The sequence below is a fragment of the Herbaspirillum sp. C7C8 genome (assembly GCF_022627875.1).
Taxonomy (GTDB): Bacteria; Pseudomonadota; Gammaproteobacteria; order Burkholderiales; family Burkholderiaceae_D; genus Herbaspirillum.
In genome coordinates this window covers 497,426-516,908 of record NZ_JABXGG010000001.1, presented here as the reverse complement: position 1 = coordinate 516,908, position 19,483 = coordinate 497,426, and the positions used below count along the sequence as shown (strand labels likewise).

19 protein-coding genes are annotated in these 19,483 nt (G+C 62.5%); 4 read left to right on the top strand and 15 right to left on the bottom strand.

Annotated features, from left to right (window positions below; genetic code table 11):
* Nucleotides 1-482: 482 nt before the first annotated feature.
* The 10 genes from HWE01_RS02315 to araD1 form a co-directional block, all read right to left on the bottom strand.
* On the bottom strand, nucleotides 483-1,037 hold the full coding sequence (locus HWE01_RS02315) for an acyloxyacyl hydrolase (RefSeq protein WP_008331988.1): 555 nt from the start codon (nucleotides 1,035-1,037) through the stop codon (nucleotides 483-485).
* 158 nt (nucleotides 1,038-1,195) lie between these two features.
* Nucleotides 1,196-2,146 (bottom strand): SMP-30/gluconolactonase/LRE family protein, encoded by a 951-nt coding sequence (locus tag HWE01_RS02310; RefSeq protein ID WP_241820991.1) that lies wholly within the window; start codon nucleotides 2,144-2,146, stop codon nucleotides 1,196-1,198.
* 150 nt (nucleotides 2,147-2,296) lie between these two features.
* Complete coding sequence (locus HWE01_RS02305) at nucleotides 2,297-3,061, bottom strand: SDR family oxidoreductase (RefSeq protein WP_008331986.1); 765 nt, start codon at nucleotides 3,059-3,061, stop codon at nucleotides 2,297-2,299.
* 16 nt (nucleotides 3,062-3,077) lie between these two features.
* Complete coding sequence (locus HWE01_RS02300) at nucleotides 3,078-4,253, bottom strand: fumarylacetoacetate hydrolase family protein (protein ID WP_175344997.1); 1,176 nt, start codon at nucleotides 4,251-4,253, stop codon at nucleotides 3,078-3,080.
* A 258-nt stretch (nucleotides 4,254-4,511) separates the two neighbouring features.
* On the bottom strand, nucleotides 4,512-6,047 hold the full coding sequence (locus tag HWE01_RS02295) for a UxaA family hydrolase (protein ID WP_034351254.1): 1,536 nt from the start codon (nucleotides 6,045-6,047) through the stop codon (nucleotides 4,512-4,514).
* Nucleotides 6,048-6,146: 99 nt separating this feature from the next.
* Nucleotides 6,147-6,953, bottom strand: a complete 807-nt coding sequence (locus HWE01_RS02290) for a transporter substrate-binding domain-containing protein (RefSeq protein ID WP_008331980.1) — start codon at nucleotides 6,951-6,953, stop codon at nucleotides 6,147-6,149.
* Between the two features lie 67 nt (nucleotides 6,954-7,020).
* Nucleotides 7,021-7,755, bottom strand: coding sequence for an amino acid ABC transporter ATP-binding protein (locus tag HWE01_RS02285; protein WP_034350988.1), 735 nt, complete (start codon nucleotides 7,753-7,755; stop codon nucleotides 7,021-7,023).
* On the bottom strand, nucleotides 7,739-8,389 hold the full coding sequence (locus tag HWE01_RS02280; RefSeq protein WP_008331975.1) for an amino acid ABC transporter permease: 651 nt from the start codon (nucleotides 8,387-8,389) through the stop codon (nucleotides 7,739-7,741). The genes HWE01_RS02285 and HWE01_RS02280 overlap by 17 nt, the downstream gene beginning before the upstream one ends.
* 9 nt (nucleotides 8,390-8,398) lie before the next feature.
* Complete coding sequence (locus tag HWE01_RS02275; RefSeq protein WP_008331973.1) at nucleotides 8,399-9,082, bottom strand: amino acid ABC transporter permease; 684 nt, start codon at nucleotides 9,080-9,082, stop codon at nucleotides 8,399-8,401.
* 201 nt (nucleotides 9,083-9,283) lie between these two features.
* On the bottom strand, nucleotides 9,284-10,279 hold the full coding sequence (araD1, locus tag HWE01_RS02270) for an AraD1 family protein (protein ID WP_008331969.1): 996 nt from the start codon (nucleotides 10,277-10,279) through the stop codon (nucleotides 9,284-9,286).
* A gap of 242 nt (nucleotides 10,280-10,521) precedes the next feature.
* On the opposite strand from araD1, the gene HWE01_RS02265 reads away from it, so the two are divergent.
* The gene (locus HWE01_RS02265) at nucleotides 10,522-11,514 is read left to right on the top strand and encodes a LysR family transcriptional regulator (protein WP_008331968.1); all 993 of its coding nucleotides are present in this window, start codon (nucleotides 10,522-10,524) and stop codon (nucleotides 11,512-11,514) included.
* Between the two features lie 228 nt (nucleotides 11,515-11,742).
* Entirely contained in the window at nucleotides 11,743-12,519 is a 777-nt protein-coding gene (locus HWE01_RS02260; protein ID WP_008331961.1) for a DUF3047 domain-containing protein, read from the top strand.
* Between the two features lie 18 nt (nucleotides 12,520-12,537).
* Here the strand turns inward: HWE01_RS02260 and HWE01_RS02255 are convergent, their stop codons facing one another.
* The 4 genes from HWE01_RS02255 to HWE01_RS02240 form a co-directional block, all read right to left on the bottom strand.
* Entirely contained in the window at nucleotides 12,538-13,257 is a 720-nt protein-coding gene (locus HWE01_RS02255) for a DUF4088 domain-containing protein (RefSeq protein WP_008331958.1), read from the bottom strand.
* Nucleotides 13,258-13,473: 216 nt separating this feature from the next.
* Nucleotides 13,474-13,992, bottom strand: a complete 519-nt coding sequence (locus tag HWE01_RS02250) for a DUF695 domain-containing protein (RefSeq protein ID WP_241820990.1) — start codon at nucleotides 13,990-13,992, stop codon at nucleotides 13,474-13,476.
* 15 nt (nucleotides 13,993-14,007) lie between these two features.
* A complete protein-coding gene (locus HWE01_RS02245; protein ID WP_008331946.1) occupies nucleotides 14,008-14,358 on the bottom strand; it encodes a DUF1304 domain-containing protein in 351 nt (116 codons plus the stop codon).
* A gap of 130 nt (nucleotides 14,359-14,488) precedes the next feature.
* Complete coding sequence (locus HWE01_RS02240; RefSeq protein WP_008331944.1) at nucleotides 14,489-15,682, bottom strand: M20 aminoacylase family protein; 1,194 nt, start codon at nucleotides 15,680-15,682, stop codon at nucleotides 14,489-14,491.
* A 158-nt stretch (nucleotides 15,683-15,840) separates the two neighbouring features.
* Between HWE01_RS02240 and HWE01_RS02235 the strand changes: the two genes are divergently transcribed.
* Nucleotides 15,841-16,464, top strand: coding sequence for a LysE family translocator (locus tag HWE01_RS02235; protein ID WP_502798412.1), 624 nt, complete (start codon nucleotides 15,841-15,843; stop codon nucleotides 16,462-16,464).
* Here the strand turns inward: HWE01_RS02235 and HWE01_RS02230 are convergent.
* Nucleotides 16,461-17,270, bottom strand: a complete 810-nt coding sequence (locus HWE01_RS02230) for an AraC family transcriptional regulator (protein WP_241820988.1) — start codon at nucleotides 17,268-17,270, stop codon at nucleotides 16,461-16,463. The two genes, HWE01_RS02235 and HWE01_RS02230, sit on opposite strands and share 4 nt — an antisense overlap.
* 107 nt (nucleotides 17,271-17,377) lie before the next feature.
* Here HWE01_RS02230 and HWE01_RS02225 point away from each other — a divergent pair, with 107 nt between their 5' ends.
* A complete protein-coding gene (locus HWE01_RS02225) occupies nucleotides 17,378-19,477 on the top strand; it encodes a molybdopterin-containing oxidoreductase family protein (protein ID WP_008331938.1) in 2,100 nt (699 codons plus the stop codon).
* Nucleotides 19,478-19,483: the final 6 nt, after the last annotated feature.

Below are 19,483 nucleotides of genomic sequence, written 5' to 3'. Positions count from 1 at the left end.
GTGAAAGTAGGTCATCGTCAGGCTTGTTACTCCCAAGAACCCTCGTTACGAAAGTAGCGAGGGTTTTTGCTTTGGGCAGCCGGTTTGTATTGATGCCCGTTGGCTCTGGCGAGAGCCGACATCTCGCCCATACGCGACGATCAGGTACACACGTTCTCTTAGTGTTATGCACAGACCCGCAGGCCACCGGCAAACGCTTGTGCATCAATTGACAGACAGGATCTTTGGTTTTGGTGCGTCCAGTCGGCCGTCAACCCTTGGCCCAGGCGGTTGCTGAAAAACAGGAACTTAGATTTATACACAGCCGGATTGACTGCGCACCAGGGCTGTTAATTTATGCACAGGTAAAAATCTAAGATTCCACCCGAATCCCCGCACGCATGCCGGGCACCGCAAGCACCCGGCAAACACACCCAAACGACAGACAATAAAAAAGCCGGCAGAGCCGGCTTCTTCATTTTCAGCACTTCAGTCTGCAATCATCAGAACTTGTAAGCCACGCGCGCAACGGCAAAGTTCACGCCGCCGTTGGGTTCCTTGATGCCGCCGTTGGAGAAGTGCTGCAGGCGGATGCCCAGGTCCAGACCATTGCCGAAGACGTAGCCGGCGCCGATATGGTCGCCGAACTGGAATGCCGTCGACAAGACCTTGTCATTGTTGCGGTAGAGCTTGGAGAACAGGTGCACACCGATGCCTGCTTCACCATAGAAACCCTTGCCGTCATCGCGCTGGAAGCGCAGCACCGGTGTCAGGCCCAGGTCGATCAGGTTGCCGCTGTCGCTGGTGTTGTTGTAGTGGTTCATGCGCCAGTTGGCCAAGGACAGATCCCAGTAGCCACCGATATGGGTGCCATTGGACTGCCAGAAATTCCAGTTTGGACCCCAGTTGAACTGGGCACCGATACGGGCCAGCTGCGTGCTGTTGCCGGTGCCGTATTCGAGCGACATGCCGTCGATGGCATAGCTGGGCGACTGGATGGCAACGGCGGCGACGCCAGCAAAAGCGATCTTGGCGACCAGGCTCTTCAATTTAGTCATGGATTCTCTTTCAGCGCGTAAAGTGTTTTGAAGGATCTTTGCTTGTTTTCGGCGCGGCGCCAGGGCATCCGCGGGACGCAGTATTCTCTCATAATCATCACTAAAGCATACTCGCGTGAAAGATTCTGCCGCGTCCTTACCACAGAGCGGGCGCTGGCTCAGGGACGATAGCTGTACTCGAGTCTGCCCGGCACGTCCACACGTATGGCCAGCACCTCGCCAGACAGAGGATACTGCGCCAGCTCCTCTTGGCTGCGACCATTGCGCCCGGTCGTGATGAAGAGGGTGCGCAGATCTTCGCCGCCGAAGGCCACCATGGTCGGACACCGCGCCGGCAGCCGGATCTCCTGGAGGATCTCGCCCTGCGGGGACAACCGCAACACCCGGCCCCCTTCAAACATGGCACACCAGTAAGCCCCCTCGCTATCGACAGCCGCCCCGTCCGGACGGCCGCCATAATCAGGCGCGCTCTTGTCGCTGTCGAACTGGCGCAGCAGACGGCAATGGCTGGTCTGACCGGTGGCCAGGTCATAGTCATACACATGGATGCGGTGCGCTGGCGTATTGGCGTGATACATCAGGCGCTGGTCCGCGCTGAACGCCACGCCATTGGAGGTCACCACCGCATGATGCGCGTCGCGCAGTGCATTGCGTTCGAAGCAGTACAGCGTACCGCCGTCACGATCGCGCGGCTCATAGATGGTGCCGCACCAGAAGCGGCCGGAGGCGTCGCAGCGGCCATCGTTGAAACGGATCCGTGTCGTATCGTAAGGCGCCTCCAGCAGCAGCGACAGCGCACCATTGCCCGTATTGAGATGGAACATGCCGGTACGCAAAGCCACCACCAGTCCGCCTTGCGCGTGCTTGACGATGCTGCCCGGTTCTTCCGGCATGTCCCAGCGCTGATGCTGCCAGGTCGCCAGAACGCGTTTGTGGACCGCCTTGCCGGGAATGTCGATCCAGTACAGCGCACCTTCCTCGGCATGCCACAAAGGCGATTCGCCCAGCAGCATGGGTTTCGGAGAGACGGTCGTGAAGGTGTCTGCGGAAAACACGGGGGAGGCCAGGGACATGGGCTTGCCTGTCAGCTTGAGTGAGGAAGCGCCCATTATGCCGCGAGGATCTGGATTGATAAACCTGATCCACAACACTGTCAGCACCGGACACCCCCAAAGAAAAGACGGCATGCGCGAAGCATGCCGTCCTGATCTACATCACCTGTCTGATCTGTCTGATCTGTCTGATCATCAGCTCCCTGCCTAGTTGGACCAGCCCCCATCGATCATGTGAATCGAACCCGTGGTGAAGTTGGACTCGTCCGATGCCAGGTAAAGCGCCAGCGCCGCCACTTCCTCGGCCTTGCCGATGCGGCCCATGGGTTGGCGGGCCACGAAGGCGGCGCGTACTTCGTCCTCGCTCTTGCCGGTTTCCTTGGCCTGGGTGCTGATGCGCTGGTTCAGCGAGGGCGATTCGATGGTGCCCGGGCAGATCGCATTGCAACGGATGCCCTGCGAGACGAAGTCAGCCGCCACCGACTTGGTCAATCCCACCACCGCAGCCTTGGAAGCGCCATAGGCGAAGCGATTGGCCACCCCCTTCACGCTCGATGCAGCCGAGGCGATATTGACGATGGAACCGGCCTTCTTGGCCAGCATGCCAGGCAACACCGCACGGATGGTATGGAACATGGCCTTGGCATTGAGGTTGAAGGAGAAGTCCCAAGCCTTGTCATCACACTCCAGGATGTTGCCTGCAGCGACATAGCCGGCGCAGTTGAACAGCACATCGACGGTGCCGACCTTGGCCACCAGTGCCTTGATGGCTGCGTCATCGGTGACATCCAGCAGATGCGTTTCCACACCGGCGATGGAGGCCAGCTCATCGAGGTGCGTCTTGCTGATGTCGGTGGCGATGACGCGCGCACCTTCCCGCGCAAACAGTTCGGTGGAGGCGCGGCCAATGCCCTGGGCGGCAGCGGTGATGAGGACGGTCTTGCCGGCGAGGCGGCCAGTGGATGCGGACATGCTTGTTCCTTTGCGATTAAATGAGTTTGCGGTGGGCCAGATTCTTGAACAGCGCGGTAAGCCCGAAGGTCCACGGTGCCGTCTGGTCGCTGAAGTTCACCGTGTTCACCAGTGCACCCAACCGGGGCGTGGAGATGGTGACGATGTCAGCCACCTGATGCGTGAATCCCTGGCCGGGACCGAAGCGGTCCTGGGTCGGTGCGAACATGGTGCCCAGGAACAGCACCAGCCCATCCGGATACTGGTGATTGGGCCCGATCGCATGTTCCACCAGTTGCAGCGGATCGCGACTGATCATGGACATCGAGCTGCTGCCCTTGAGCGTGAAGCCTTCCGTACCATCGACCCGCATTGTAAGTTCGGCGCGGCGTACATCGTCAATTGAAAAGTTTGCGTCGAACAGACGAATGAAAGGTCCGACTGCGCAGGAGGCGTTGTTGTCCTTGGCCTTGCCCAGCAACAGTGCGCTGCGGCCTTCGAAGTCGCGCAGGTTGACGTCATTGCCCAGCGTAGCGCCGACCACCTTGCCCCTGCTGTTGATGGCCAGCACGATCTCCGGTTCCGGATTGTTCCAGGCCGACTTGGGATGAATGCCGACCTCATCGCCCAGCCCCACCGACGACATCGGTTGCGCCTTGGTAAAGATCTCCGCATCCGGACCGATGCCCACTTCCAGGTATTGCGACCACACGCCTTGCTCCAGCAATACTTCCTTCAGGCGCGCGGCTTCCGGCGAGCCCGGCACCACGCTGGAGAGGTTGTCACCGATCACTGCCGTGATCGCCTTGCGTACCGACTCCGCCTTGCCGGCGTCGCCGCGTGCCTGTTCCTCGATCACGCGCTCCAGCATGCTGGCCACGAAGGTCACGCCGCTGGCCTTGACGGCCTGCAGGTCGATGGGCGCCAGCAGCCAGGGGCGCGAAGTGTCACGGCGGCCGGCGTCGGCATTGTCCAGCAGCTCCTGCAGCGTGGCCAGGCGCGTCATGTTGGTGGCCGCGCGCACGGCGGCGGCGGGATCATCGAGTTCCAGCAATTGACTGGACGTCGCGGCGATGAGCGTGAGGTCATACGCACCATCGGCATCAATCCTCACCAGCACCGGGCCCACGCCCGGTTGCCAGAGACGGCCGATCAGCGTGGCCTGTGCGTGGTCTTCAGGCAGGTGGGCCTGGAGCGAGTAACTGTGAGTCATGTTCTTGATTCCTTATGTTGGAGGCGTACCCGGACTACACGGGAAGCGGGCGGCGCCACAATATGTTGTTCTGCAGGGGGAAGACGGACCGCACCAACCGCGGGCGAAGCATCCTCATCCGCGTGGATGCCCGAAGGCAAGGATGCTTGGCCGGCAGCCCGTATTACGCGACCTGTGTCGCGGTAATACGGATCGGCATGATTGACTGTGAATGACACTAGCCCAAACGCAGCCGGGCCCTGATGATCTGCATCAGCATCAGGTATAGACACCGATATGCCAGGGCACGAATTCATCCTGCCCATAGCCATGCAGTTCGCTCTTGGTCTTCTTGCCGGAGGCGGTGTCGAGGATCATCTGGAAGAAGCGCTCACCAATTTCCTGCGGGGTAACATTCCCGTCGGCAATCTCGCCACAGTTGATGTCCATGTCTTCTTCCTGGCGTTGCCACAGCGCCGTGTTGGTCGCCAGCTTGAGCGAGGGGGCCGGTGCGCAGCCATAGGCCGAACCACGGCCGGTGGTGAAGCAGATCATGTTGGCGCCGCCGGCGACCTGGCCGGTGGCCGAGATGGGGTCATAGCCCGGGGTATCCATGAAGACAAAGCCGCGTGCGGTCACGGTCTCGGCATACTTGTAGACATCCACCAGGTTGGTGGTGCCGCCCTTGGCAACTGCGCCCAGCGATTTCTCCAGGATGGTGGTCAGGCCACCGGCCTTGTTGCCGGCCGAGGGATTGTTGTTCATCTCGGCATCGTTCTTGGCGCAATACTCCTCCCACCAGGCAATGCGCGCCAGCAGCTTCTCACCGACTTCCGGCGTCACCGCACGACGGGTCAACAGGTGTTCGGCACCATAGATTTCCGGTGTTTCAGAAAGGATGGCAGTACCGCCATGCCGCACCAGCAAGTCCACCGCTGCACCCAGCGCCGGGTTGGCAGTGATGCCCGAATAGCCATCGGAACCGCCACATTGCAGGCCCAGCGTCAGATGTTTGGCCGATACCGGCTCGCGCTTGATGTCGTTGGCCTTGGGCAGCATCTTCTTGATCTTCTCGATCCCCAGCGCCACGGTCTTGGCGGTGCCACCTGTGCCCTGGATGGTGAAGGTGTGGAAGTATTCGCCTTCCTTGAGGTTGTGGCTTTCCATGAGGCCGGAGATCTGGTTGGTCTCGCAGCCCAAGCCCACTACCAGCACGGCGGCGAAGTTGGGATGGGTGGCATAGCCGGCCAGGGTGCGGCGCAGGATCTGCAAGGGCTCGCCCTGCGAATCGAGCGCACAGCCCTGGCCGTGGGTCAGCGCCACCACGCCATCGATGTTGGGATAGTCGGCCAGCACTTCAGGATGGATATCGCGCCGGAAGTAATCGGCGATGGCGCGGGCCGCCGTGGCCGAGCAGTTCACCGAGGTCAGCACGCCGATGTAGTTGCGTGTGGCCACGCGGCCATCCGGACGCACGATGCCCATGAAGGTAGCCGGCTGGGCGACGAAATCGACCGGTTTCACGTCCGCGCCGAAATGGTGTTCACGCGAGAACTCGGCCATGGCCAGGTTGTGGGTGTGCACGTGCTGGCCGGGCGCGATGTCCTGGCTGGCCGTGCCGATGATCTGGCCATAGCGCTTGACCGGCTCACCGCTGGCGATGGCGCGGGTGGCCATCTTGTGGCCGGCGGGAATGAGGCCCTGGACCTTGAGGCCGCCTTCGTCTTGCAGTACGGTGCCGGAAATGAGCTGCTGGCGGGCAATGACGACATCATCGACCGGATTCAGGCGGATGACGGGAGAGTGTGCTTTCATGTTGATCTCGGTGAGAACGTGGATGCTGCAGGCTGGCCGCGCGGGCGGCGGGCGCATGCCGGGCCCGGTTGCAGGCGCGGCATGCCGGAAACGACAGTCTTACTTGGCGGCGAACTGGGCCAGATCAGGCATGGGGCTGCCCACCCATTGCTGGTAGATGCCGGGCAGCTTGCCATTCTTGAGGTTGGTGGTGATCCAGTCGTTGAGCCACTTCTCCAGTGCCGGCTCGCCCTTGCGCAGGCCGATGGCATAGGGGATGTCCTTGATGGCGAACTTGGTTTCCAGGTTCTTGGACGGGTTCTGCTTGGCAATGGCCGAGGCCAGCGAATTGGGCGTGCACAGTGCATCGACCTGGCCCGAGATGATGGCCGCCGTCACGGTGGCATCGTCATCGAAGCGCACGATGCTGGTACCCTTGGGCGCGATCGGGGTCAGCAGCGAATCCTGCATGTTGCCGCGTACCACGGCCACGCGCTTGCCGACCAGGTCATTGAGGCTCTTGATGTTCTCGCTCTTGGGGGCGGCCACCACGAACTGCGAGGCGCCATAGGGCTGGGTGAAGGCGACTACCTTCTGGCGTTCCGGGGTGATGGAGAAGGACGAGATCACCATGTCGGCCTTGCCGGTCATCAGGAAGGGAATGCGGTTGGGACCGGTCACCTGCACGATCTCCAGCTCCACGCCCATATCCTTGGCCAGCAGGCGCGCCGTTTCCACATCCGAGCCCTGCGGTTCCAGCTTGGCATTGGTCATGCCGAAGGGCGGCGCCCCGAGGTCGATGGCGATGAGCACCTTCTTGCGCGCCTTGATGTCGGCCAGCGCATCGGCGTGGGCAGCCTGGGCAAAGCAGGCCAGGCCCAGCACGATGGCGGCGGCCTTCTTGGTGAAGTTGAACAGTTTTTTCATTGATGTCTCCTGAGTGATTGTAGGGGTGCTGCTGAAAAAAAATCCATACAAGCTGAAAACGTGCTCGTCACAGGTCGCTGGAGACGAACTTCTGCAATTCAGCCGTCTTCGGGTTGCTGAAGAGTTCGTCGGGCGGGCCGATCTCCCACACCTGGCCCTGGTGCATGAACACCAGCACATCGGCCAGCTTGCGGGCAAAGGCCATCTCGTGCGTGACCAGCACCATGGTCATGCCGCCGCGTGCCAGGTCTTCCATCACCTTGAGCACTTCGGCCGTCAGTTCCGGATCCAGCGCCGAGGTCACCTCGTCGAACAGCATCAGTTCCGGCGCCATGGCCAGCGAGCGGGCAATCGCCACGCGTTGCGCCTGGCCTCCGGAGAGCTGCTCGGGATAGGCTTCCTTCTTGTTTTCCAGCCCGACCAGTTGCAGCACCTTGTGGGCGATCGTCTTGGCTTGCTCGGTCGACATCTTCTTGATGGTGGTCAGCGCCAGCGTGATGTTGCGCTCCACCGTCAGGTGCGGGAACAGGTTGTAGCTCTGGAAGACGATGCCGACCTGCTTGCGCAACTCACGCAGGTTGAGCTTGTCCGGATGATGAATATCATGTCCGCATACATGGATGTCACCGCCGTCGACTTTCTCCAGACCGTTCAGGCAACGCAGCAGCGTGCTCTTGCCCGAGCCGCTCTTGCCGATGATGGCCACCATCTGGCCCTTCTGCACATCCAGCGACACGCCGTTCAATACCTTGTTGCTGCCGAAGCTCTTGTGCAGGTCCTTGATCTTAACGATGGCTGACATTCAGTTTCCTTTCAAAGTGCTTGGACAGCGCTGACAGCGGGAAGCACAGGCAAAAATAGATGAGGGCGACGCAGCCGAATACGGTGAACGGCTGGAAGGTCGAGTTGTTGATGATCTGGCCGGCGCGCGAGAGATCGACGAAGCCGATCACCGATGCCAGCGAGGTGTTCTTGACGATCTGCACCATGAAGCCCACGGTCGGCGGCGTGGCGATCTTGATCGCCTGCGGCAGGATCACCTTGGTGAGCTGCTCGAAGCGGTTGAAGCCCAGGCATTCCGAGGCTTCCCATTGGGTCTTGGGAACTGCCTGGATGCAGCCGCGCCAGATCTCGCCGAGGAAGGCGGCGCAGTAGATCGCAAAGGAAATTCCGGCGGCCACCAGCGGGGTCAGCTTCAGGCCGGCGATGGCCAGTCCGAAGTAGGCAACGAACAGGATCACCAGCAGCGGAATGCCTTGCACCACCTGGATGTAGGTACTGGCGATGCCGCGCAGAAGGGCATTGGGCGAGACCCGCCACAAGGCGATCACGAAACCGGCCACGCCACCGAAGACAAAGGCGACCAGTGACAGCACCACGGTCCAGACGGCAGCTTGCAGCAGATATTCCACGTGCAGGAAACTGAATGCGTTCATCACGTCTCCTCAAAGATTGGTGCCAAGCTTGCGCTTGCGCACGAAGGCCATCTGGCTGATTGCCCAGAAGGCGCCCCGGAACAGGAAGGACAGCACCAGGTAGGCCACCGCGATGACTGCATACACCTCGAAGCTGCGGAAGGTTTCCGACTGCACCAGGTTGGCGGTGGCGGTCAGCTCTTCTGCCGAAATCTGCGAGGTGATGCTGGAGGCCAGCATCAGCAGGATGAACTGGCTGGTCAGCGAGGGATAGACGCGCTCCACCGCCGGCAGCAGCACCACGTGCCAGTAGACGTGAAAGCGCGACATGCCCAGGCATTCGGCCGCCTCGATCTGGCCCGGATGGATGGAGTTGATGCCGGCGCGCATGATCTCGGTGGTATAGGCACCCACGTTGACGGTGAGCGCAATGACTGCGGCAGTCTCGGCGGTCAGCTTCCAGCCGATGCTGGCCAGGCCGAAGAACACCAGGAACACCTGCACCAGCAGCGGCGTGTTGCGGATGATTTCGACATACGCCTGCACCAGGCCGCGCACCAGCGCCAGTCGGCTCTTGCCGGCAATCGCGCAGAGCGTGCCGACCACGAAGCCCGATACGATGGACAAGGCCGAGAGCTGTATCGTCAGCCAGGCGCCCATCAGCAGGCGGTCCCAGTTGGCGAAGACGCTCATGAAATCGAAGGTGTAGTTCATCGACGCTCCGTCCTTACGGCGTGGGGGCGAGGCGGGTATAGCTGCATGAGGGTGGTCTCCTTGGTTGAATTTCCTGGGGGCGGCCTCTTGTTGTATGACCGCGAGGTCGGGGCCTTGGCATGATTGCCGGTATGTCATGCGCCTGGCGGCGCGCCTGGGGCCGGGCGGTGTGGCTGCAACGACGGTGCAACTGCAGCGCAGCTAGAGCTGCCTGACACCGCCCGGTTGAAACATCGACTTCACGTACTCAATGCCATTGACCAGCGGTGCGCCGAAGTCGGGAATACTGATTTCGATGCTGTCACCGTCCTCGGTACGCACACTGTAGGCGAAGGACAGGTTGGCCGCGCCCATGAAGTGCACGTGCACGTCCCCCGCGTGCAGCAGGTGCGCGTATTTGAAATAGTGATATTCGAGATTCTCGATGGCATGGCACATGTTGTCCGGGCCGGTCAGGAATTCCTGTTCCCAGATCACGCGGCCACGGCGCCGGATGCGTGTCATGCCGATCAGGTGTGCAGGAGGCAGGCCCACCAGCAGCTCCGGCCCGAAGGCGCAGTGGCGCAGCTTGGAGTGCCCCTGGTAGAGGTAGTTGCGGCGCTCCATCACGTGATCCGAGAACTCGTTGCCGATGGCAAAGCCGAGGCGGCGCGGACAACCCGCGGCATCGATCAGGTACAGACCGACGATCTCCGGTTCCTCGCCGCCATCCAGCGCGAAGTCGGGACGCGGCAGCGGCTGGCCGGGCGCGACGATGCAATTGCCGTCACCCTTGTAAAACCATTCCGGCTGCACGCCCACAGTACCCGGGGCGGGACGGCCCCCGGCAATGCCCCATTCGATCATCAGCTGCGTATCGGTCTTGTCGAGTTCATCGCCTTCCAGCCGGCGGTGCATCTTGTCGCGCGTGGTGGCGCTGCCCAGGTGTGTGGTGCCCGCGCCGGAGACGCGACAATGTGCAGGATCGGGATGATCCAGCGGTGCCAGGATGCGGCCCTCGTCCAGGATCGCTGCGTAGTCCTCGGACCGGTCGGTATTGAGCAGTTGGGCCAGGCGTTCCAGCCCGGTGTTGCGTTCGATGGCCAGCAGGCCCAGTTCGCGCATGGTGGCGACCTCGCCCAGCGCCTGGATGGCGGGACCATTGACGATGCCGACATGACGTTGGCCATGCAGGTCGCGATATTGAATCAGCCTCACCGGGTCTCCTTGTACTGTCTTCATCCACAGGCCGCCGGTCAGGGGCGGTCAGAGCCAGGAGGCACGCAGTGCAGAACAGGGGCCGCGATTGGCAAGCGGCAGGACACTGCCGTCAGGCCAAGCCACCTGTGGATCAATCTGCCCGTCGTCTCCTGAGCTTTTTTCACGCATCGCCGTGGGCAGGAGGCAGATGCGCTAGCATTGTGGTTTTTCCGGGACGACTATAAGAGGCTGGCAAGAGGATGTCTAATGAGCTTAATTCATCGGGTGATAACCGACTGGAAGAGGACGGCCCTGCGGGCGTCGCGGGCGATGCACTGCCTTCGGTCGGCTCCATCGTCAGCCGCCTGCGCTTCCGCCAGGTCGCATTGCTGACGGCGCTCGACGAGCAGGGCTCGCTGCACAAGGCGGCCGAGGTCATGCACATGACCCAGCCGGCCGCTACCAAGGCCTTGCATGAAATGGAGGATGCGCTGGGCGTGACCTTGTTCGACCGCTCCCCGCGCGGCATCGAGGCCACCGAGCTTGGGCGTTGCGTGATCCGCTATGCGCGCCTGATCCAGAGCGACGTGGCCAACCTGCGCGAGGAATTGCAGAACATGATCAGCGGCCGCGGCGGGCGCCTGTCCATCGGTACCATCATGGGCGCGGCCCCCTTTGTCACGCGCGCGCTGTCACGCCTGCGCGAGATCCAGCCGGATGTCTCCATCGAGATCAGCGAAGATACCAGCGCGCGTCAGCTGCTGCTGCTGGATCAGGGGCGTATTGACCTGATGATCGGGCGTTCTTCGGTCAGCTCGCAGCCCAATCTGTATCACTACGAAATGCTGCGCGGCGAGCCCATGTGCATCGTCAGCGGTATCGACCATCCGCTGGCCACGGCGCAGAAGGTGCGCCTGCAGGAGCTGGCCGGGGCTTCCTGGATTCTGTATTCCAGCAACATGCCGATGCGCATCTGGATCGAGCATGAATTCAAGCTGGAGGGACTCAAGGTGCCCGGCAACGTGATCGAGACGGCCTCGCCCTTCGTCACCATCACCCTGCTGGCGCAATCGAACATGGTGGCGGTGATGCCGCTGGACATCGCCCACTTCTTCGCCGCGCGCCAGATGCTGGGCATCCTGCCGGTGAACCTGAAGACGCGCATCGAGCATTACGGTATCGTTACGCGCAAGAACAGCACGCTATCGTCGCTGGCCAAGATGTTCATCCAGATCCTGCGGCAGCAAAACTGAGCAGGCTGTCGTGCTGCATTGCTGATGTTTTTTTTCTTGCCAGGGGTTTTCCCGATATCGTCTCGCGTGATTTTCCTGTTAGTGTTCGTCTGCGGTCGGGGTGGCCGCAGACTTTCCCTCAGATTCCGATTTCTCCGGTTGGCCTTCATGAATTTGCGTCTCACGCGCGTGCGCACGCGCCTTGCTGCTCTCGGTCCTGTGTCCTTTCCAGTCTCGTTCACGCACACCATGCTGGTCCCGCTCTGCGTGACCGGTGCCATCCTGCTGGCCGGTTGTGCCGCTCAGAAGCCGCAACCGCCCAACGACGTCGCCAGGCAGGCCCGGCTGGATCAGGCCCTGGCGCTGTTCTCGGCCAACCCGCCCGAAGGCCTGCCGGCTGGCTGGGAGCCCCTGGTCTTTACCCGCAAGAAGATTCCGACCCAATACGGCCTGGTACAGGACAATGGCCGCAGCGTGCTGCATGCCGTTGCTGACCGCGCTTCTTCCGGGCTGCGTCATCCGGTCGACATCGACATCAACAAGAAACCCTGGTTGATCTGGAGCTGGAAGGCGGCCGGTATGATTCCCGGCGCCGACCTCGCGCACCGGGAAACCGATGACTCTCCCGTACGCATCGTGCTGGCCTTCGATGGCGACCACGACAAGCTTTCGCTGATGGATACCATCCTCTTCGATACGGCCAAGTTGCTTACCGGCCATGATTTACCCTATGCCACGCTGATGTACGTATGGGATCCCAAGGCGCCCGTGGGCACGGTCATCGCCAACGGCCGCACTGGCCGCATCCAGATGCTGGTGGCCGAAAGCGGTGCGCAACATGTGGGGCAGTGGCGCAATTACCAACGCAACGTGGCCGAGGACTATGAGCGCGCCTTCGGTGAAAAGCCCGGCCGCCTGATCGGTGTGGGGGTGCTCACCGATACCGACAACACCGTCCAGAAGATGCAAGCCTGGTATGGCGACATCCGCCTCATGCGCCAGGCCGAGCCCGTGCAGGCTCCCTGAAGAAACCGGACTGCGGGTTCAGACCCCGCGCCACCAGGCAGCGACGTGGCCCCAGAAACCCTTGGGACCGGTGTCGAAGAGCCAGGGTTTTTCGCGCTTGAGCTTGTCCATCATGTCCTGTTCGGCCTTTTCCGAGACGTTGCCGTAGGCGCGCCCGAGTTTGAGCAGGGTACGCATGGCCCCCAGCTTTTCGCGCGCCACCATGCCGGAGGCATGTTCGATGGCAATGTGGGTTTCGCGCAGTTCCTGCACCATCGCATGGGCCAGTTGCGAGGCAGGCGTCTTCAGACGCTCCTGCACGACGGCGATATTGGTGGCAGAGGCCTTGATTTGCGCGGCCAGCACGTCGATCTGGGTTTCATCTCCCTTGGCCTGCTTGATGATGGCGCTGGCCCAGGCCCGCGAGGCATTGACCAGTTCTTCGGTACCCCAGTCATGGCGCACCGCGATCCAGAAACCGTAGTTGGCGGCCTGCTCGATGAGGATCTGCACCACGTCAGGGAATTCCTTGTCCATCGCCCGTCGCGCCCACGCATACTGGCCCGAGAGCATCAGGTGCTGTACCGCTTCTTCGGTGAGGAAATTGGTGTTCTCGGAGAGCTTGGCCAGCAGGTAGCTGTCGAAGGAGGGTTTGACGAAGCCCGAGTCGATCTTGGTCGAGAGCCGCACGAAGTTGTGATAGTCCCGCTCCAGCGAGTCGTAGATCTCGTCCTTGAGGATGAGTTTGATCTGTTTCATGCGGCTTCCCCTCGGACCCGGTCCGACGTTGTGGTTCCGGCCGCCGCGACTGGCGGCATACCGGGCTGGTTGTGATGACGCAATGTCAATGATGATGCTGTCAGGAAACTTGTTATCGGCAGTTCGTCCCGTAAACTTTACCTGTTCGCCCCGGGGCTGAATGTTAGGGCCTGTTCACATTAAATCTGCATCTCGCAGATTTAATGTGAACAGGCCCTAGTAACTGCGTAATCCGTAGCGCTGCCGGGTTTCCCAGTCGGGCAGCAATTGATCGCGGTAGAGCGCCCAGGTCGGATCGGCCAGGATCGCGGTGCTGGTCTTGCAGCCTTGGCACAGTTGGGCGTGCACGCCAGCGACCACGGGCTCCAGGCCATTGGGATCGGTCACGTAGAACCAGGATTGCTGCAATCCCTGGCTGAACGCCGTACCCACGTAGAGGCTGCGGGTCTTCTTGGCGATGGCGGCAGCCAGCTGGTCGGACAGGGCTTCCAGCCGATCCTGCTCGGGCAGCGCCGGCAAGCCGTCGGGCGTGGCGGGAACGTAACTCACCCGGGTCACCACCACGTACGGAAAACCGGACAACGGGAAGCTGCGCCGCAAGCTCATGTCCAGTTTGATCAGGCTCAGACTCTCCCCGCGCTGGGACTGGTAACTCCACCACTCAGGCTCGGTATCCTGCGCCAGGCCGGAGCGCGCCAGCAGGAGCAGCAAGGCCAGCAAGAGGGCGCGGGTCATGGTCGTCGGGCCGGTTCAACTTGCCAGCAAGGCCAGCAACGCCAGCAAGGCGGGCAGGCCCTGGATGTAAAGAATGCTGCGCTTGGCGGTGAGGCCGCCATAGATGCCGGCCACCAGCACGCAGCTCACGAAGAATACCTGCACGGCATGATCGCCCGTGGCCAGGCTCCAGAACAGCCCGGCGGCCAGGAAACCGTTATAGAGGCCCTGGTTGGCGGCCAGTACGCGAGTGGCTTCGGCGGCCTGGCGCGACTGGCGGAACGTCTTCAGGCCCAGCGGTTTGGTCCACAGGAACATTTCCAGAATCAGGATCCAGACATGTTCCAGAGCGACCAGCAGAACCAGAATGGTGGCGAGCGTGTGCAAGGTTTCTCCCTGTTGTCGTTATACGTTCTTGCGGCGCCGTCGCTGCGTACAGAGTTCTCCGGGCGGCGGGCTTTGGCGATCATGCCTGAAATGGGCCCGCTCGCCAATGCCCTGCGCGGCGCTGCCGCGCTTACTTCGCCTGCAGGAATTTCTCGGCCAGTCGCACCCAGTAGGTGGCGCCGATGGGCAACAGGTCGTCGTTGAAATCGTAGCTGGGGTTGTGCAGGTTGCACGGACCCAGTCCATGGCCCTGATCGCGATGACCGCCATCGCCATTGCCCAAAAAGACGTAGCAGCCCGGCTTGTGCTGCAACATGAAGGCGAAATCCTCGGCACCCATGGTCGGCTCGGTCTGCGCATCCACATGCTCGGCGCCGAACTGTTCGGTCAGTACCTCGACGGCGAAGGCGGTTTCCTTGGGATGGTTGATCAGCGGCGGATAGTTGCGGTTGAAGCGGAACTCGACCGTGGCATCGAAGGCGGCGGCTGTGTGCTCGGCGATTTCCTGCATGCGGCGCTCGATCAGGTCCAGCACCGGCAGGCTGAAGGTACGCACGGTGCCGACCATCATGGCCTCATCCGGAATGACGTTGGTGGCGCTGCCGGTATGGATCTGGGTGATCGATACCACGGCGGGATCGTTCGGATTGACGTTGCGTGCCACGATGCTCTGCCAGGCCTGGGCGATGTGAACCGCCGTCATCACCGGATCGACCGCCTTGTGCGGTTGAGCCGCGTGCGATCCCTTGCCCCGGACGGTGACATGGAATTCGTTGCTGGAAGCCATCTGCGCACCGGGCGTCACACCGAAATGCCCGGCCGGGATACCCGGCCAGTTGTGCATGCCGAAGACGGCATCCATCGGGTACTTTTCAAACAGGCCATCCTGGATCATGCGCTCGGCGCCGCGTCCGCCTTCTTCAGCCGGCTGGAAGATCACGTAGACGGTGCCATCGAAATTGCGGTGCTGCGCCAGGTAACGGGCAGCGCCCAGCAGCATGGCGGTATGCCCGTCATGCCCGCAGGCGTGCATCTTGCCGGGATGGCGCGAGGCATGGTCGAAGGTATTGATTTCGGCCATGGGCAACGCATCCATGTCGGCCCGCAGGCCAATGGCGCGCGGGCTGTCGCCCGCCTTGATGATGCCGACCACGCCCGTGACACCGAGCCCGCGTACGACTGGAATCCCCCACTCGGTCAGCTTTTGCGCCACCACGTCGGCGGTGCGCACTTCTTCGTAGCACAGCTCGGGATGGGCGTGGATGTCGCGGCGGATCTTCTGCAGTTCGGCGTGGAACTGGACGATGGGGTCGATGAGTTTCATGGGAGTCTGGTGCAATGGCGTTGGTAACAAGTGTGCCTATCTTACCGCGCCTTGGCGGCGCAAGAGCGCCTGTGCAATTTCGTTCAATACAGCGGCCGCGAGCCTGCCTAGCATGCACATTTTTATCAGGGGGCGCCGGGCAGGCGCCAGGAAACATGATGCTTTCTTCCGAATTCTTCCTGCTGGCGGGTGCGCACCTGCTGGCGCTGGCCAGTCCCGGTCCGGATTTCCTGTTGCTGCTGCGGGGCAGCCTGCGCCATGGGCAGGCCTATGGGCTGGCTGCCGCCCTGGGGATTGCGCTGGCCAACGGGCTCTATATCGCGCTGGCCATCGGCGGCTTCAGCCTGTTGCAGCGAGCGCCGCTGCTGCTGGCGGCCATGCAGTGGCTGGCGGCGTTCTACCTGGCCTGGCTGGGATGGGTCTTCTGGCGCGCCGGACGGCACGCGGCGGTCTTGCCTGATGCGGCAATGTTGACTGCCAAGGTCGCGCCATGGGCCGCATTGGGGACGGGGTTTCTATCGGCCGCACTCAATCCCAAGAATGGCGTGTTTTACTTCGGCCTGTTCACCGTCATCGTGTCCGCGCAGACCGGTGCGTCGACCAAGCTCTTCTATGGCATCTGGATGTTCGGGGCTGTACTGGCCTGGGATGCCGCGCTGGTGTATTTCATCGGACAGCAGCGCGTGATGCGGGCGCTCACGCGCGTGCTGCCGCTCATCGAGCGGGGCGCGGGCCTGCTGTTGATGCTCGCTGCCGCCGCACTGGTCGCCAGTCGCAGCTAGGCGCGGCGATATTGCAGCGGTGTGGCCGCCACCCGGGACTTGAAGGCGCGATGGAAGTGGCTCTGGTCGGCAAAACCGGTATCGAGCGCGGCATGGACGGTGCTGGCACCCCGCTGCAGCAGGGTGCGTGCCTGGCGGATCCTCATGTCCAGCTGCAGGGCATGCGGGGTCAGCCCGAAGCGGCGGCGGAACTGGCGGATCACCTGGTAGCGGCTGGTGCCGGCCAGTTCCGCCAGGGTCGCCAGCGAGACGCGGTCGCGGCAATGGGCCAGGAGGTAATCATGGGCGCGCTGCAGGCCGTCGTCTTCGGGCGCATCGCCGTGCTGCGCGGGCGCGCAGGCATCGGCGCACGCGCGCATCACTTGCTGCAGGCAACGTATCACTTCGCTCTGCAGGTCCGGGTGGCCATGCTCCAGCGCATGCGTCATGCGGTCCAGCCATTGCAGTGCCTCCGGCGAACGCACGACCTGCGACGGCATGCGCGCCAGCAACCCGCATGTGGCCGGGGTTTGCGCCAGCAGGGCGGCAAGCCAGTTGGTGTCCAGATGGAACATGCGATAGCTCCAGCGCTGCAGGTCTGCCGGATTGCAGCTGTGCACATCGCCAGCCTGTACCAGGATCACGTCGCCAGGGAAAATGGGCTCGCTGCGATCGGCCAGCGTGAAGACGCTGTGCCCACCGTCGACGACGCCGATGGAAAAACTGTCATGCGTATGCGGCGCATAGCAGGACAGGCTGCCGGTGGCGCGACGGCCTTCGAAGAAGGGCAGGGCGGGAGGACGCCAGAAGTGCGGTGAAGGAGACATGGCAGCACTACGGAAGAGTCGTGACGCGCCATTTTAAGATAAAGTAGCTGCTTGCCTCGCGCGCGCCGAGGGCTTCCGTTTTTTCTTTCCCCGCTTTCTTCTCTGCCATGACCACCACCATCGTCCGTGCCGCCTGTCCCCATGATTGCCCTGATACCTGCGCCCTGCTGGTGACCGTCAAGGACGGCGTCGCCACCGAAGTGCGCGGCGATCCGGCGCACCCGCCGACGGCCGGCGTGCTCTGCACCAAGGTCTCGCGCTATGCCGAGCGCACCTATCACCAGGACCGCCTGCTGCACCCCATGCGCCGCGTGGGCAAGAAGGGCGAGGGCAAGTTCGAACGCATCAGCTGGGACGAGGCCATCGCCACCATCGCAGAGCGCCTGGGCCAGATCGCCCTGCGCGATCCGCAAGCCATCCTGCCCTACAGCTATGCCGGGACCATGGGCCAAGTGCAGGGCGAATCGATGGCCGGCCGTTTCTTCAACCGTCTCGGTGCCTCGCAGCTGGACCGCACCATCTGCGCCTCGGCCGGTGGCGCAGGCTATCGCTACACCATCGGCGCGCGCATCGGTGCCGACCTGGAGCAGGTCGATCACGCCAAGCTCATCATCATCTGGGGCGGCAATCCGATTGCCTCCAACCTGCATTTCTGGACCCGTGTGCAAGCGGCCAAGCGCAACGGTGCACGCCTGATCGCCATTGATCCATATCGCTCGCTGACCGCGGAGAAATGCCACCAGCACATCGCGCTCTTGCCCGGCACCGATGCCGCGCTGGCGCTGGGCCTGATGCACGTGCTGATCGCAGAAGACTTGCTGGACCACGATTACATCGCACGCTATACGCTGGGCTTCGACCAGCTCAAGGAGCGCGTGGCTGAATGGACTCCGGCCCGTACCGCTGAAGTGTGCGGCATCAGTGCGGACGAAGTGCAGAACCTGGCCCGCGAATACGGCCGCGTCGCGCTGGCCGGGGAGGGCGCCTTCATCCGCGCCAATTACGGCCTGCAGCGCGTACGCGGCGGTGGCATGGCCGCGCGCAATGTGGCCTGCCTGCCGGCGCTGGTCGGTGCATGGCGTCATGCTTCGGGAGGCATCCAGTTGTCGGTGTCGGACAGCTTCCCCAAGGATGCCGCCGCCCTGAGCCGTCCCGACCTGGCCGCGCGTCATGGCAAGCCCAGCCGCGTCATCAACATGAGCACCATCGGCGATGACTTGTTGAAGCCGGCTTCGCCCGACTTCGGTCCCCAGGTGGAGGCGGTGATCGTCTACAACTCCAACCCGGTGGCGGTGGCCCCGGAGTCGGGCAAGGTGGCGCAGGGCTTTGCGCGTGAGGATCTGTTCACGGTGGTGCTGGAACATTTCCAGACCGATACCGCCGACTATGCCGATATCCTCCTGCCCGCGACTACGCAGCTGGAGCACATCGATGTGCATGCCTCGTATGGCCACGTCTACATGATGGCCAACAATGCCGCCATCGCCCCGCTGGGCGAGGCCAAACCGAATACCGAGATCTTCCGCCTGCTGGCCGCAGCGATGGGCTTTGCAGAGGACTGCTTCAAGGACAGCGACGATCAGTTGGCCGCCGTGGCCTTCAAGCGCGACGACCCGCGCAGCGTCGGCTACGACTGGGAACAGTTGAAGCAGAAGGGCTGGCAGCGCCTGTCGGTGCCGGTGGCGCCCTTTGCCGAAGGCGGGTTTGCCACGCCCTCGGGCAAGTGCGAGTTCTATTCCGAGCAGATGAAGGCCGCAGGTCTCGATCCGTTGCCGACCTATATCGCGCCCTATGAATCGGTGGCCAGCAATCCGCAGCTGGGCGCGAAATACCCGCTGGCGATGATCTCGCCGCCGGCACGCAATTTCCTCAATTCCTCCTTCGTCAACGTGCAGAGCCTGCGTGATACGGAAGGTGAGCCGCACCTCGACATGCACCCGCAGGATGCCGCCGCACGCGGCATCGCCCAGGGTGAGACGGTCCGCATCTTCAATGACCGTGGCAGCATGCAGGCACGCGTGCGTGTGACCGACAAGGCGCGCATGGGACTGGTGGTGGGCCTGTCGATCTGGTGGAAGAAATTTGCCGCCGATGGCAAGAACGCCAACGAAGTCACCAGCCAGCGCCTGACCGACATGGGCAATGCGCCGACTTTCTACGACGTACTGGTGCAGGTGGAGAAACTGCAGCAGCCGGTGGCGGCCTGAGGTTTT